At 31.4% G+C, this 15,535-nt stretch carries 14 protein-coding genes; 8 read left to right on the top strand and 6 right to left on the bottom strand.

Features of this window, described 5'->3' with window-relative positions; all coding sequences use genetic code 11:
• The first annotated feature begins 1 nt into the window (after nucleotide 1).
• The 8 genes from AS157_RS08155 to xerA are packed head-to-tail and all read left to right on the top strand — an operon-like array spanning nucleotide 2 to nucleotide 8,454.
• Entirely contained in the window at nucleotides 2-655 is a 654-nt protein-coding gene (locus tag AS157_RS08155) for a 50S ribosomal protein L25 (protein ID WP_077288826.1), read from the top strand.
• Nucleotides 656-659: 4 nt separating this feature from the next.
• Nucleotides 660-1,193: an aminoacyl-tRNA hydrolase gene (pth, locus tag AS157_RS08150; protein ID WP_077288857.1), complete on the top strand. Its 534-nt coding sequence runs from the start codon at nucleotides 660-662 to the stop codon at nucleotides 1,191-1,193.
• Nucleotides 1,190-1,615, top strand: coding sequence for a hypothetical protein (locus tag AS157_RS08145; protein ID WP_077288827.1), 426 nt, complete (start codon nucleotides 1,190-1,192; stop codon nucleotides 1,613-1,615). Before pth ends, AS157_RS08145 begins: the two co-directional genes overlap by 4 nt.
• A gap of 2 nt (nucleotides 1,616-1,617) precedes the next feature.
• Entirely contained in the window at nucleotides 1,618-3,213 is a 1,596-nt protein-coding gene (locus AS157_RS08140) for an ABC transporter permease subunit (RefSeq protein ID WP_250880114.1), read from the top strand.
• Nucleotides 3,214-3,233: 20 nt separating this feature from the next.
• Complete coding sequence (locus tag AS157_RS08135; RefSeq protein WP_077288828.1) at nucleotides 3,234-4,397, top strand: type 2 periplasmic-binding domain-containing protein; 1,164 nt, start codon at nucleotides 3,234-3,236, stop codon at nucleotides 4,395-4,397.
• On the top strand, nucleotides 4,390-4,836 hold the full coding sequence (locus AS157_RS08130; RefSeq protein WP_077288829.1) for an adenylyl-sulfate kinase: 447 nt from the start codon (nucleotides 4,390-4,392) through the stop codon (nucleotides 4,834-4,836). The genes AS157_RS08135 and AS157_RS08130 overlap by 8 nt, the downstream gene beginning before the upstream one ends.
• Nucleotide 4,837: 1 nt before the next feature.
• Nucleotides 4,838-7,603: an excinuclease ABC subunit UvrA gene (gene uvrA / locus AS157_RS08125; protein WP_077288830.1), complete on the top strand. Its 2,766-nt coding sequence runs from the start codon at nucleotides 4,838-4,840 to the stop codon at nucleotides 7,601-7,603.
• A gap of 2 nt (nucleotides 7,604-7,605) precedes the next feature.
• On the top strand, nucleotides 7,606-8,454 hold the full coding sequence (gene xerA, locus AS157_RS08120) for a site-specific tyrosine recombinase/integron integrase (RefSeq protein ID WP_077288831.1): 849 nt from the start codon (nucleotides 7,606-7,608) through the stop codon (nucleotides 8,452-8,454).
• Between the two features lie 24 nt (nucleotides 8,455-8,478).
• Here xerA and eno read toward each other — a convergent pair whose 3' ends face one another.
• The 6 genes from eno to AS157_RS08090 all read right to left on the bottom strand — a co-directional run bounded on the left by eno (nucleotide 8,479) and on the right by AS157_RS08090 (nucleotide 15,534).
• Complete coding sequence (gene eno / locus AS157_RS08115) at nucleotides 8,479-9,765, bottom strand: phosphopyruvate hydratase (RefSeq protein WP_077288832.1); 1,287 nt, start codon at nucleotides 9,763-9,765, stop codon at nucleotides 8,479-8,481.
• A 126-nt stretch (nucleotides 9,766-9,891) separates the two neighbouring features.
• Nucleotides 9,892-11,100, bottom strand: coding sequence for a hypothetical protein (locus AS157_RS08110; protein WP_077288833.1), 1,209 nt, complete (start codon nucleotides 11,098-11,100; stop codon nucleotides 9,892-9,894).
• 50 nt (nucleotides 11,101-11,150) lie between these two features.
• Entirely contained in the window at nucleotides 11,151-12,170 is a 1,020-nt protein-coding gene (locus AS157_RS08105) for an S-layer homology domain-containing protein (RefSeq protein ID WP_077288834.1), read from the bottom strand.
• Nucleotides 12,171-12,270: 100 nt separating this feature from the next.
• Nucleotides 12,271-13,461 carry a tyrosine--tRNA ligase gene (tyrS, locus tag AS157_RS08100; RefSeq protein ID WP_077288835.1) on the bottom strand — a complete coding sequence of 397 codons (1,191 nt, stop codon included), beginning with the start codon at nucleotides 13,459-13,461 and terminating at the stop codon, nucleotides 12,271-12,273.
• A 12-nt stretch (nucleotides 13,462-13,473) separates the two neighbouring features.
• Entirely contained in the window at nucleotides 13,474-13,704 is a 231-nt protein-coding gene (secG, locus tag AS157_RS08095) for a preprotein translocase subunit SecG (protein WP_172799327.1), read from the bottom strand.
• Between the two features lie 60 nt (nucleotides 13,705-13,764).
• Nucleotides 13,765-15,534 (bottom strand): TIGR03960 family B12-binding radical SAM protein, encoded by a 1,770-nt coding sequence (locus AS157_RS08090; RefSeq protein ID WP_077288836.1) that lies wholly within the window; start codon nucleotides 15,532-15,534, stop codon nucleotides 13,765-13,767.
• Nucleotide 15,535: the final 1 nt, after the last annotated feature.

Here is a 15,535-nt window from a genome sequence, read left to right as displayed (position 1 = left end):
TATGGCAGAGCACAAACTTGAGGCCCTGGTAAGAAGTGTTATTGGAAACAAAAGGGCTGTCAGAAGATTGAGAAAACAAGGTTTTGTACCTGGTGTTATTTATGGGCCAGATATTGAACCACTATCTATTTCCATTAGAAAGACAAATTTGATTAAACTTCTTCACGAAGTAACAGAAGCAAGTGCTATTGCACTTAACGTTAAGGATGAATCTGGAAAAGAAGTATTTTCCCACGTAGCATTTATTAAAAACGTACAATATGATAAATTAACCGACGAAGTTAAACATATTGATTTCTACGTACCAGAAAAAGGACATAAAATGAACATTAACATACCTATTGAATTTGTAGGAAAGCCAAAAGGTGTGGAAAAAGGCGGAGTTATTGAAGTAATTCACCACGAACTTCCAGTTGAAACATTGCCATCTGTAATAATCGAAAAATTGGAAATTGATATTAGCAACTTGGATCTTGGTGAATCATTGCATGTTTCAGATTTAAAACTTCCAGAAGGCATGGAAGCTGAACTTCCAGAAAATGAACCAATAATTACAGTTGCCGTTCCAAGAGGCATGGAAGTTGAAGGAGAAGAAACAGCAGAAGAATCAGTAGAACCTGAAGTTATTGAAAAAGGTAAAAAGGAGGAAGAATAATATAATTTTAGTTGTTGGTCTTGGAAATCCTGGTCCACGTTATGCCTTCACTAGGCATAACGTGGGTTTTATGTTTCTAGATAAAATAGCAAGTTCATGGAAAAAAAAATATAATTTCGAATATTCTATAAAAGATAACCTATACATGGTTAAACCTTTGACATATATGAATCTTAGTGGCGATATATTTAACTATTTAAATCCAGATGATTTTGATGATATAATTATAGTGTACGATGATGTAAGTTTACCACTTGGAAAAATAAGAATAAGAAAAAAAGGTTCACATGGTGGACATAATGGTATAAAATCGCTAATATCGTATCTTGGAACCAATTTTAAAAGAATTCGAATAGGCATTGGACCTTTACCTGAAGATACTGATTTGGTGAATTTCGTATTGGGAGAATTTTCAAATACGGAATTGAAAATATTAGACAAAGTATTAACACTATCCATTGAAGCTTTAAAATCTATAATCAATGATGGGATTGATAAAGCCATGAGCCTCTTCAACTCAAAAGAGGTGAAAGTGTGAAAAAGTGTAACAGATGTGGAAGAAAAGCCGATTTCTTTTTTATAGTTGATATAGATATTGCAAAAAAAGAAATAGCGTTTTGCAAGAGTTGTCTTGAAGAAACAATAAAATATGATACAACAAAATATACAAAAGCTGGAGTAGAATTAATTGCTGCACACATAGAATATGCAGAGGATATCTTCTCTGAGTCTACTAAATTTATAGTAAACAATGTTGAGATTTTAACTTTAATGCCTCTTGCTGTACAGAGCGCATTATTCAAACATGATGAATTAACAAAAAAACGATTAATAAAAGACATACAACAAAGACAATTATTTTTCTTAAAGCAAAAACTCAACAAAGCTTTAAAAAGTGAACAATATAATATTGCAAAGAAAATAAAAGAACAAATTGATAATTTGAGCAATCAAGAGTAAATTTGTTTTTCCTACCTATAAAATGTTATAATCTTCTTGACATGATAGCCATAATAATATTCGTATTCTTTTTAAATTTTTTGCCGTTATTTTACGGTACTTTTTTTGCATTTATACATAACAATTCATTCACTTTATCAGTGCTACTTGCCACGTTAAAGGCCAAATATTTTTATTTGAGCCTTATCATTTCTGTATTATATGCTATCCTTTCAAGCATTTTATCCACATACATTGCACTCTACCTATCAAAGGTACTAAAAAAAATACTCATTTTTTTAATAATTGGATGGGTCATTCCACCTTATATTGGCGTCCCAATATTTAGGACATTTTTTGAAAAATATACGGATATTACCGTAAATCCGGTTTTGTCGTTTATTATATCAATACTAATTTCTTCGTGGTTTTTAATACCTTTTTCCGCATTCTTTTTGTATTCGTATATCAAAAATATCAATCAAAAATATCTTGAAGCATTTTTGTTAGATTCAAATAATATAAGCTTATACTACAACAAAATAGTAATTCCAAATATCAAAGGAGCAATAAGTGCTGTATTGTTTTTAAATTTCATATCCGCCTTTAAAGATTTTCAAGTACCATGGCTTCTTTTAGAAGGCGGTGCACCTATGAAAATAGGAATTACTAATAAAGGAATTATAGGTGCAACTACAAATCTTGAGGTACTTATTTACAAATTTTTCAATCAAAACATTGACACATCAAAAATAGCGGCTATCTTTACACTTACAATTACGTTTTTAAGTTCTTTTTATTTCTTTAGAAAAAAGATACGTATAAAGTTTAACATTTCAATATTTAACAAAATTTTAGCTTACATATGGATATTTACAATAATTGCTTTTTTCCTAATAATAATCAACCTTTCATTTTCAAGTTCCCCAAGTATATATTTAAAAGGTCATTTTACACTCGATAACTTTCAAAAAGTGTTTAGCAAAGATTTTTTCAATTCTTTTTTCAACACTTTTATTATTTCATTTTCAGTATCTTTTCTTGGAATTTTCCTATCTACATATTTTGCATTTAAACTTCTACATTTTCGTTTTGGAAAATCTTTTCTCGCCTTCTTTAATTTTTCAAAAATATTTTTTGGATTACACTCATTGATATTCATATTTTACATATTTTCAAAAATTCACATATTAAATACATTCTTTTCTGTAATACTTGTTATAACGTCAAAAAATTTGCCTTTTCTAACATTACTTTCATTTTACACATTTAAAGATTTTCCAGAAGAATTATTCTATCTTTCGAAGCTAGATGGCCTTTCAAACAACAAATTCTTTTTTAAAATACTAATCCCAAATAATTTTCCATTAATCTCTTCACTATTCTTGCTCTCTACTTTAAATGGTTTTAACTCTTTTCTTCCTCCACTTTTATTTTTATACGACAACAAAAAATACCCGTTGAGTCTACTTCTTTACAACTACGTTGGAACAATAAGCAATCACTATCCACAATGGAATGTGTTTTCAGCAATAAGTATAATAAATCTATTAATATTAATCTTTCTTTCGATGATATTAATAAAAATAACAGATATTTCCCATCTACAATATTACTAAATTACTAAGGAGGGGTTGTTGTGAAGAAATTATTTGGAGTTATGTTTTTATTTTTTTCCATATTGTATTTTTCAACTGATTTACCCGAATACCACGTAATTGAATTAATAAAGCCATTTAAAGAAATAAGAAAAATCACAATTTACACGGAAAAAAATATCTATAATGTAGATCTTTATGATACAGTCTTAAAAGATTCAAACTCTTACTACTTCAAAGGTGAAAAAATAAAAGAAATAAAAGTAGATGGTAAATACCTTAAAGAAAAAAATTGGGAAATTTGGCTTTCTTGGGAAGGAACAGATGACATAAAAACATTTATTGAAAATTATACAAAGTTAAATGATGTAAAAATTAAAGTTTTGTCTATACCCAAAATTTCTTCTAAAATTATTCCACAAAGTAAAAGTAATATTAAACTTCCAGATGTAATAATGGCAAGCGCATTTGATTATCCCACATACAAAAAGTTAAATATAATAAAAGGTAATGCATACAACTTCTATTTTGACACACAGGTTGTTTATGTAAATAAAAAATTTGAAGATATGATAAAAAATTGGGACATAAAGGAGATAGAAAAAATACTAAAAACAACCGGTAAAAAAATTGCAATAAATCCAATTAGTGCATATTGGTTTTCTACATTTTTAATGGGGTACGGAAAAATCCCACTAATTGGTGAAAAATTTGTTTTAAACGATGAAATAACAAAAAAAGCAATCCTCAAGATTAAAAGTTGGTATAAAAATGGATACTTTGATTTTCTAAATAAACAGGCACAAATAGCGTCATTTAACAACGAGGAATCAATATTTATGTTTCAAGGGACATTTTTATATCCTACCCTAAAAAAACTAATGCCAAATAAGTTTGTTGTGAAACCACTACCAAAACCATTAATCCCATTTAAAGATTACAAAGTATTCGTTACAACAAAAGATGGAAATGAAGATTTCACAAAGTGGTTAACACTGCTATTAAAATCCCCAAGGTTTAAAAAGTTTTTTTCAGAAAAATATTATAAATTTTTTGACGAAACAATGCCTGGAAAACCTATACCATTTGATTTAAGATACGTTAACTTTCACAAAAATGTAAGTGATATACTAAAACTAATATTACTTGATAAAATAGAAATAAACAAAGCACTAGATAATTTGGAGAGAATCGTAAATGAGTAATTTTATAATTTGGCTTACGGGAAAAAGTGGTACGGGAAAGTCTACTCTTGCAAAGAAACTAAATGAATATTATCAAAATTCAATAATATTAGAAGGATATGAAATTTTTGCGAATATAAATCTTGATATAAAAACAAGAATGCTAATTCTTGGGAATATTTCGTATATGCTTTCTAAAAAATTTATAGTAATAGTCCCCTCTGTATCTCCGTTAAAAAAAATAAGAAAACAAATTTCAAAAAATTCTCCTGTAAAATTTTTTGAAATCTATCTCTCTTCAAAATTGAAAGAAAAAAACACCCCATTTTCAAAATATGTAGATTCAATATACGAAATATCAGATGACTTTGATCTTGAAATCAATACATCACTTCACAATATTAATGAATGTGTTAGAATTATAATAGAATATGTAAACAAAAATATACAAGGGGTATAAAATGGATTATATTGTAGTAAAAGGTGCAAAAGTTCATAATCTAAAAAACATAACTGTTAAAATTCCAAAAAATAAATTGACAGTTATAACTGGTTTATCGGGCTCTGGAAAAAGTTCTTTAGCCCTTGATACCATTTACATAGAAGGACAGAGAAGATATCTTGAAAGTCTTTCATCATATGCACGGCAATTTATTGGAAACCTAAAAAAACCAGATGTAGAAAGTATAGAAGGCCTTTCTCCTTCCATAGCCATTGATCAAAAGAGTGTATCTCACAATCCACGTTCCACAGTAGGAACGATCACAGAAATTTATGATCTCCTACGTGTGTTGTATGCAAAAATTGGAGAACCCCACTGTTATAAATGTGGTAGAAAACTTGAAAAAATGAGTATTGATGAAATAGTAAAAGACGTATACAAAAATTTTGACGGAAAAAGAATATACGTAGAATCTCCTATTGCAATTGAAAAAAAAGGAACATTCAAAGATGTATTTGAAAAACTTTTAGAAAAAGGTTATGTAAGAGTAGAAGTAGACAACAAAATATACAGAATTGAAGAGGTACCTGAATTAAACAAAAACATAAGACACAATATTTTCTTAGTAGTAGATAGATTAAAATTAAAAGTTGACAAAGATACAAAATACAGAATTTTTGATTCTATAGAACTAGCTCTAAAGGAAGGAAATGGCGTTATATATATAAAAAATATGGATGATAACACTACAAAAATATACTCTGAAAAAATGATGTGCCCTACTTGTGGAATATCCATGCCGGAAATTACTCCAAAACTTTTTTCGTTCAATAGCCCATACGGGGCATGTCAAAGGTGTCATGGCTTGGGATTCACATTAGAAGTTGATCCTGAAAAGGTTGTTGATTTTGACAAACCTGTTTTTGAAGCTATCCAAATTGGGCACAAAGAAGATGGGTGGATCCCACGAAAGATCAAAAAGATATTAAAAATTTACGGTGGATCTCCCGAAAAACCATTTAGAGAACTTCCCGAAGATACACAAGAAGCTATATTGTATGGTACCACTTTCTTTGATGGACTTATCCCAATTGTCCGCCAAAGATACGAATACGCATCTTCCGAAGAAGGGAGACAATGGATACTAAACAAATTTTTCATAGAAAACACCTGTCATGCATGTAATGGAAAAAGGTTAAGAAAAGAAGCACTATCAGTTTTAATTAAAAAAATAAATATAACTGATTTTACAGAACTTCCCATTTCACAAGAATACGAATTTATCAAATCACTAAAGGAAAAATTACCCTCCAAGAAGATGGAGATAGTAAAAGAATTAATAGAAGAACTAGAAAAAAGGCTTTTATTCTTAAATGAAGTAGGGCTTGGTTATCTTACCCTTTCAAGGAATGTAAAAACTCTATCCGGAGGAGAAGCACAAAGAATAAGACTTGCAACTCAAATTGGATCAGGTTTAACAGGTGTTACATATGTACTTGATGAACCAACTATTGGATTACACCAAAGTGATAATGAAAAATTAATCGGCACTCTAAAAAAGCTCAGAGATTTGGGTAATACTGTAATAGTAGTTGAACACGATGAAGATGTGATTAAAAACGCAGATTACCTTATAGACATTGGCCCTAAAGCCGGGGTAAATGGTGGAAAAGTTGTATTTCAAGGGCCAATATCTAAAATTAAAAACGCAAAAAATTCAATTACTGCAAAGTATCTAACTGGAAAATTAAAAATAGAAGTTCCAGATAAGAGAAGAAAAGGAAATGGAAAAGAACTTGTGCTTGTAGGTGCTAAACACAACAATTTAAAAAACCTCACAGTTACATTTCCATTAGGAACATTTATATGCATTACAGGGGTATCCGGTTCTGGAAAAAGTTCTTTAATTTTAGATACACTATACCCAACATTAATGAATCATCTCCATAACTCAAAATTACAAACAGGTGCATATGATTATATAGAAGGTTTAGAGTATATAGACAAAGTTATTGCAATTGATCAATCTCCAATAGGTAGAACACCAAGAAGTAATCCCGCTACTTATACAAAAGTATTTGATGAAATTAGAAAACTATTTTCAATGACCCCTCTTGCAAAAGCAAGAGGGTATAACTCAGGACGCTTTAGTTTCAACGTAAAAGGTGGAAGGTGTGAACATTGCAAAGGGCAGGGTGTAATAAAGGTTGAAATGTTATTTTTACCAGACGTATACGTTGAATGTGAAGTATGTAAAGGGAAAAGATACAACAGTGAAACTTTAGAAGTTACATACAAAGAAAAAAATATTTCGGAAATATTAGACATGACTGTAGAAGAAGCACTGGAGTTTTTTAAAAACATTCCCAGCATCTACTCTACGTTAAGTGTATTAAACGAAGTGGGACTTTCATACATAAAACTTGGGCAACCGGCACCTACTTTATCAGGCGGTGAAGCACAGCGTGTAAAACTTGCATCTGAACTTAAGAAAAAAGCTACTGGAAAAACAATCTACATACTTGATGAACCAACAGTCGGTTTACACTTTGACGATGTCAAAAAATTAATCCATGTACTAAATAAACTTGTTGATAAAGGTAATACTGTAATAGTTATAGAACATAACTTGGATGTAATTAAAACAGCAGACTACATAATAGATTTAGGCCCAACAGGTGGAGATGATGGAGGATATATAGTTGCAAAAGGCACACCTGAACAAATAGCACATTCCAAAAAATCATTAACTGGAAAATATCTAAAAAAAATCCTAGGAGGATAAGGATGGATTACCTGGAAAATTTTAGAGATTATCTTGCACACGTTAGAAGACATTCGGAAAATACCCTAAAAGCCTACATAAAAGATGTAAGGAAATTTTTTGAATTTACAAAAAAAAATATTTCAGATATTGAGAGAAGTGACATTGAATCTTTTTTAAAAGCACTATCCAAAGGACAAATTACTGGTGATAGCCCTAGAGAAACTACTATATCAAGATACATATCCAGTTTAAATTCATTTTTTAGCTATCTTGAATTATCCGGTGCAATCTCTTCAAACCCAATGGAAAGAATTAAACATCCAAGAATTAGAAGAAAAATCCCAGATTTTTTGACCGAAGATGAAGTGCAAAAATTAATTTCTTCATTTTCTGAGGAAAATAAGTTACGGCAAAAAATTGCTATCTCTCTTTTATACTTTGCAGGTCTTCGTATAAGTGAACTTTGTAATCTAAGGGTATCGGATATTTCTTTTATTCCACCTTTTTTAAGAGTGGAAATGGGAAAGGGAAGAAAAGATAGATTAGTACCTCTTCCAGATAAGGTAGTTCCACTATTACAAAAATACATTGACACATTTAATCCAAAAATATACGTATTTGAAAACGGAAAAAAACACGTACATCCTTCTACAGTATTCAGATGGATTAAAGAAGGGGTAAAAAAAGCCCAAATAAAAAAAGATGTACATCCACATACTTTAAGACATTCATATGCCACACATTTAATCAGAAAAGGGGTCAACATAAAGGTTGTTCAAGAACTTTTGGGACATACAAATTTAAATACAACCAGCATATACTTACATGTTGCAGACCAAGAAAAATTTGACGCAGTAAGAAAATTATAGCCCTCCATTTGGAGGGCTATGATTTTATTTATCTATTGAATAAAACGCTTTTAATCCCCTGTATTCAGCAACTTCTCCAAGTTCTTCTTCTATTCTCAATAATTGGTTGTATTTTGAAATTCTTTCACTTCTTGAAAGGGATCCTGTCTTAATTTGTCCCGCATTTGTGGCAACTGCTAAATCCGCAATAAACGTATCTTCGGTTTCTCCAGACCTATGTGAAATAACATTAGTCATGTTATTTGTTTTTGCCATTTCTATTGCATTAAGTGTTTCTGTAACTGAACCTATTTGGTTTAATTTAATCAATATCGAATTTGTTGCTTTTACTTCTATTCCTTTTGCTAGTCTTTTTACGTTAGTAACGTATAAATCGTCTCCGACAATCTGAACTTTTTTGCCTAATTTTTCATTAAATTTACTATATGATTCCCAATCTTCCTGATCAAATGGGTCTTCAATTGAAATAATAGGATATTTGTTCACAAGAGATTCGTAATATTCTATTAATTCGTCTGACGTTTTTTCAGAACCATCAATAAAGTATTTTTTCGTCTCTTCATTGTAAAATTCACTTGCAGCAACATCCAACGCAATGAATATATCTTTTCCAGGAACATATCCTGCTGTTTCAATTGCTTTAATTAAAACTTGTATAGCCTCTTCATTACTATTAAGATTTGGCGCAAATCCACCTTCATCACCAACAGCCGTAACATGACCTGCTTCTTTTAGAATTTTCTTTAATGCATGGAAGGTTTCTGCTCCATATCTTAGGGCTTCCCTAAAGCTTGGTGCACCTGCTGGTACTATCATAAATTCTTGAATATCCAAATTATTGTCCGCGTGAGCTCCACCATTAATAACATTCATTAATGGTACTGGTAATATTTTTGCGTTAACTCCACCAAGATATTTATAAAGTGGTAAATCTAATGAATTTGCTGCTGCTCTTGCAACTGCCATTGATACACCTAAAATTGCATTTGCACCTATATTACTTTTATTTTCCGTTCCATCAATTTCAAGTAATGTTTTATCAATAAAGGTTTGATCATATGCGTTTAATCCTAACAATTTAGGGGCAATTTTTTCGTTCACATTTTCAACTGCCTTTAATACTCCTTTTCCTCCGTATCTTTTATCACCATCTCTTAATTCTAACGCTTCAAATTTTCCAGTAGATGCCCCTGAAGGTACAATTGCCCTTCCAATAGAACCATCTTCAAGCATAACTTCAACTTCAACAGTAGGATTTCCGCGGGAATCAAGCACTTCTCTTGCAAAAACATCAATAATTTCAATGTACATAAACTCACCTCCAAGTTTTTTATTTCACAATTATATTATACCTAAAAAATGTTTCAATTTGTATATGCAAATATTACAAATAAAAACCCCCGCACAATGCGGGGGCAATTTTAAACAAACTTTATATTAGAAGCTTACACTCCAACTAAGTTTTGCATACCATTGTGCATCGTCTTTATTGATATCTGCTGAACCATCTCTATCTTTATCATAAAGTGTTCCATAGAATGCACATATTGTTGTGTTATCATCAAGTGCATAGCTTACCTTTGCATTGTATCCAAATTCATTTCCATCTGTTAAGTATTTTACAGAAGTAGAAAGTGTAAATTTATCAACTGGTGTTACACTTGCATTTGCATCAACTGTCAAATTTGTTGCTGCTGCAACTACATCATCCCATGCTGCAGATACATCTGCATTTACCATATCATTTTCAAATGATGCGTTTACACTAACTGGAACTGTAAATTCTGTTGGCGAAGAAAGATCAGCAATTTTTAATGTTGCTTTTGCGCCTAATGTTACAGGAGAAATTTCATAGGATACTTCTGCACCAACTGTAAGTTTCTTTGCATCACTATCTCCTGCATATTCGAACATAGAAACGTTTTCTTTCCATGCGAATGTTTGAGTAAGTGTTACAATAGAAAATTCTGCCTTGATACTTTCGGAAATACCATATGCCGTTGTGTTTGTACCATCTACCATACCAAACACACCATCAAGGTCTACTGTAGCAATACCAAGATCTAACGATGTCTTTGCATTTAGACCATATTCGAACGTGTTTGCTGTCGCAACTGTGTCTGCATCATAAAATGCCGCTGCTAAATCAACACCTGCAATGCTATACTTTACACCTACAAAATCGTTGAACCATTTTTCTCCAGCTAACGCACCAGTGTCGTAATCAACTGTTCTTAAAATGTCTTGGTATACCAAGGTAAGTCCTTCAACTCCACTAAGTGTTACTTCAATGTTTCCTTCAGCATTCATTAATGGATTTCCATTACTATCCGTACCAACAAAATATTGGAATGCACTTGCACCATCTGCATATGTAAGAGCAAAAATGCTGTTTTCAAAGCTAATGCTGTAAAGTGTTAAAGATTTTCCGATTAAATCGATCCCAAAGCTTACTCCAAATTGTGAGTCAGAAGATGGTGACCAACTTACCTTTGGATCAAATTTACTTGAAACATCCAAACCTTTTTCATCTACACCCAATGTAAAGCTTGCACTACCACTCCAAGAAACTACAGGTGTAGCTTCTGCTGCAAAAACTGCCGTCAAAACAAACAACGATACTAATAATACCAAAAGCTTCTTCATACGCACAAACCTCCCTTTTTAATATAATTGATAACAATCACTTATTATTTTTATTTAATAAACGCTGCATATACACCCAAACCAACACCAACGACACCTAAAATTAAACCAAATATCGAAAGCATATTTGTTGAATCCACTTTCTTAGATACAGCGTCTAAATCTTCCTTTTCTGCTTTTGTTTCAATTGCGGATTTATTTTCATCTACTGCTGCCTTTACATTAGTTACCTCTGTTTTTAACCCTTCAACATTTTTATTAGTCTTTTCAATCTGTTTCCTTAAAGCATATTCTACTTCTCCAAGTTTTGCGGCAAGACCATTTAAAGTATCCGAATTAAATTGTGCTATATCCTTTATCTCACTTAATTTTCTATCTACACCTTTTATCTTTACGTTTATGTATTTAACCAACCTTGCATCAAGAGATTTTATACTTTCGGAATTTTGATAAACAAGATTTCTCAACATTGGAATTGCATTATTAACATTTGTTTCGACATTCAATAATTTAGCAGATAGCTCTGTATATTTTTCATCTGTATATTTAGCGGCATTTTCTTCAGCTAATGTTACTTTTTTGTACAAGAAATTAATTTGACCGTTTATTGAATCCAAAGATTCATTAACCATTTTTTCTACATCTTCAGATGAAACTTTCTTTGTTAAAGATTCATAAATCCTAATAACATCTTTATCAATAACATCTAACCTCTTTGATAAAACCTCAACATCTTCCTTTTTTGCTACATCTTTAAGTGCCTTTTTTAAGCTTCCGGAAATTTCATATAAAGCATTTATGTCGTTTTCATGAACATCAACTGTTACGGAAACCTTTTGAATCTCTTTTTCAAGTAAATTCATTACACGTGCCAAAAACACCGCAAGTTCATACCTTGTTATGTTACTAGCCCCCCTAAATGTTCCATCTGGATAACCTGTTACAATACCCGCTTTCTCTAACATCATTACTGAATCGTATGCCCAATGATTTTCTGGTACGTCTTTTAGTTCTGCAAAAATAAACGCTGAAACTAAAACCATAGCAACAATAACTAACAATCTTTTCATGAAAATACCTCCCTTCCTATTTTGTGTTACATTTAAATTACCATACAGATTTATTATAACATTTTTTGTTAAGATATTTCAAGCCTTTTTTTAATTAAATTTAATCTTTTACAACCAATCTAAAGAATTTTCTTTTGCCAACCTTTAATACATGCTCTTTTTCGATCGTAACAAAATCTTTAAAACTTTTTACTTTATTTCCATCGAACTTCACGCCACCTTGGTTAACAATCCTTTTTGCTTCACTCCTACTTGATGTTGCTTCGACCAAAACCATCAAATCTACTATGTTGTACTCTCCCCTTTTTATTTCAACTTCGGGCATTTCATCTGGTAATTCCTTTTTCCTAAATACTTTTACAAAATTTTCTTCAGCTTCTTTTGCGATGTTCTCATCGTAAAAAAATGCCACTATTTCCCTTGCAAGTCTCATTTTTACATCTCTTGGATTTATCTTTGCTGCTTTCATCAACTTTTCGTATTCATCTATTTCGTTTTCTGGAATATCTGTCACAAGCCTCATATACTTTATTATTAGTTCATCAGGTATAGACATTACTTTACCGTACATGTTATTCGGTTCATCAGTAAATGCAATGTAGTTATCATAACTTTTACTCATCTTTAACTTTCCATCCGTTCCTTCAATAATAGGCATTGTCATTACTATCTGAGGTTTTAGCCCAAATTCCTCTTGAATTTTCCTTCCAACTAAGAAGTTAAAAAGTTGATCAGTCCCGCCAATTTCCACATCGGCCTCTATTGCAACAGAATCATATGCTTGCGCTAAAGGATATAAAAACTCAGCAATACTTATAGGTTGACCTTCTGATAAACGTTTGGAGAAATCATCCCTTTCTAACATCCTTGCAACTGTATACTTTCCAGCAAGTTTGACTACATCGGCAAAATTCATCTTCCCAAGCCATTCATTATTAAATCTAACTTCCGTCTTATCTTTGTCCAATATCTTAAATGCTTGACTTGCATAAGTTTCGGCATTTTTTCTGACTTCCTCAGCAGACAGCATAGGCCTTGTTGTGTTTCTCCCAGTAGGATCTCCAATCATAGCGGTAAAATCACCAATAATCAAAATGACATGATGACCTAAATCTTGGAATTCCTTTAATTTTTTCAAAACAACAGCATGTCCTAAGTGAAGATCTGGTCTAGACGGATCAACACCCAACTTTATTCTAAGTGGTCTATTTTCTTTTAACCTTTCTACTAACTCTTCCTCTGAAATTAAGTCTACTACATTTCTTTTGAGTATTTCAATTTGGTTCTGCAAAAAAACTCACCCCTATCTGGAAATAAAGAAAGCTGTCAAAATGCTTGAGACAAAGAACAAAATACCAAACAAAACGGTAATTTTTCCTTCTGTATCTAACCCCTTTTCTCTTCCAAATATCGTATTCATAGATCCCGAACCAAACGCTCCACCAAGTTCCGCAAATTTTCCCATCTGTTTTAAAGAAAGATAAATCAAAATAACACTAATAATTCCATGTACTATTAACATCACCTTGTCCACCAGACACACCTCCATCCAAGTTTTTTCTAAGCTTTATTATAACATATCAAAATATCCAAATCAAATCTTAAGGTTATTTTCCACATTTAAAATCTGGCATACTCCACAATAACTACAAACATTCCTACAATCTTTTGTACTCTCACCTCTGAAGAATTTTCCATACTCTTTCCAAAGAAAGTATTTTGTAACCCCTGAATCTATATGATCCCATGGAAAATCATCTTTTAAACTATATGGTCCTTTGTATTTGTCTAAATCTATATCTTTAAATGACTCTATCCACTCATCAAAATTAAAAAACTCTGTCCATTCGTCATAATAAGACATCTTATATTTTTTCATAATTACCTTAAATAAATGCCTATCACCTCTTGATAAAATTCCCTCAACAAAACTTTTTTTTCCATCATTTACATCAATTTTTGCATATCTTTTGTAATTTTTCAAAATACTATAAATATATTCCATATATTCTGGTTCTCTAATTTTGACAAATTGAAAAGCCGTGTGAGGTTTTGGAACAAGCAAATTAACAGATGCAGTAACAAGTTTAAACTTCATCCTTTTTATTTCACTTAACAACTCACCTATTTCCTTTATATCACCCTCTGTTTCGTTTGGAAATCCTACCATAAAATAGAGCTTTATTTTATTCCAACCTGCCTTTTTAGCTTCCAAAGCACTGTTGTAAATTTCATCAAAATCTATATTTTTGTTTATTTTATTTCTCATCGTTTGTGAACCAGCCTCTGGTGCAAGGGTAATTCCTCTTTTTCTAACCGAAGCTATTTTTGAAAGCAACTCAATGTTAAACGCATCAACCCTTGTAGAAGGAATAGACATTGAAATTTTTTTCTCTTTAATATAAGGTAAAAGACCATCTACAATCTCATTTAAAGTTGTATGATCCATAGCAGATAATGATAAAAGCGAAATTTCTTCATATCCTGTTTCTTTCAAAATTTTTTTTGCATTTTCAACAACATTTTTCTTACTTCTTTCTCTTACAGGTCTATATACATAACCTGCATGACAAAATCTACATCCTCTAGTACAACCCCTACTAATCTCAATAACTCCCCTATCGTGAATACTTTGTACATTTGGAATAATCTGTCTTATCGGGACAAAGCATTCATCAAGATCACCTATAGCATTCTTTTTAATCTTTTTTGGAACATCTTTAATTGGAACAACCTTTTTTCCCATTTGTCTGTAAAACTGGGGAATATATATCCCCGGAATCTTTGCTGCCTCTTTTAACCTCTCTAACCTTCTTGCCCCTTTTGTTTCGTATAATAAATCCAACAATTGCTTTAAATTTTTCTCCCCATCCCCTATATAGACTATGTCAAAAACACCGGCTATAGGCTCAATATTAAAAACAACAGGGCCTCCTGCAATAACTATTGGATCACCATCTTTTCTTTTCTCAGATTCAACATTTATTTTGGAAAGTTCCAAAAGTTTTAATACATTTGTATAAGATAACTCATATTCTATTGATATTCCCAAAACATCCATGTTAAAAACTGGGGTTTTTGTTTCAAGAGTAAATAGTGGTATATCTTTTTTTTCCATCAGCTCTATCATATCAACCCATGGCAAAAACACCCGTTCTGCGTAAAATTGTTCAAATGAATTAATGTAATGGTACAATAATTCAAGACCATAGTGTGACATTCCTACTTCATACACATCTGGAAAGGCAAGTGCAATTCTAAATTTATTCTCAACATCTTTCCTAACCTGATTAAACTCTCCTCCAATATATCTTGCGGGTTTTTGAACATTCAAAAGCTCCTCATTTAAAAACCTTAAGATCATA

Origin of the sequence: Thermosipho sp. 1244, assembly GCF_018588215.1 — a bacterium.
GTDB classification, from domain to species: domain Bacteria; phylum Thermotogota; class Thermotogae; order Thermotogales; family Fervidobacteriaceae; genus Thermosipho; species Thermosipho affectus.
This window is presented reverse-complemented; position numbering and strand designations above follow the sequence as displayed.

Excerpts from the sequence above, each read along its gene's own strand:
- AS157_RS08090 (WP_077288836.1), bottom strand. The coding sequence starts at position 15,534 with ATGATCTTAAGGTTTTTAAATGAGGAGCTTTTGAATGTTCAAAAACCC.
- AS157_RS08110 (WP_077288833.1), bottom strand. The coding sequence starts at position 11,100 with ATGAAGAAGCTTTTGGTATTATTAGTATCGTTGTTTGTTTTGACGGCA.
- AS157_RS08105 (WP_077288834.1), bottom strand. The coding sequence starts at position 12,170 with ATGAAAAGATTGTTAGTTATTGTTGCTATGGTTTTAGTTTCAGCGTTT.
- eno (WP_077288832.1), bottom strand. The coding sequence starts at position 9,765 with ATGTACATTGAAATTATTGATGTTTTTGCAAGAGAAGTGCTTGATTCC.
- AS157_RS08155 (WP_077288826.1), top strand. The coding sequence starts at position 2 with ATGGCAGAGCACAAACTTGAGGCCCTGGTAAGAAGTGTTATTGGAAAC.
- xerA (WP_077288831.1), top strand. The coding sequence starts at position 7,606 with ATGGATTACCTGGAAAATTTTAGAGATTATCTTGCACACGTTAGAAGA.
- AS157_RS08130 (WP_077288829.1), top strand. The coding sequence starts at position 4,390 with ATGAGTAATTTTATAATTTGGCTTACGGGAAAAAGTGGTACGGGAAAG.
- uvrA (WP_077288830.1), top strand. The coding sequence starts at position 4,838 with ATGGATTATATTGTAGTAAAAGGTGCAAAAGTTCATAATCTAAAAAAC.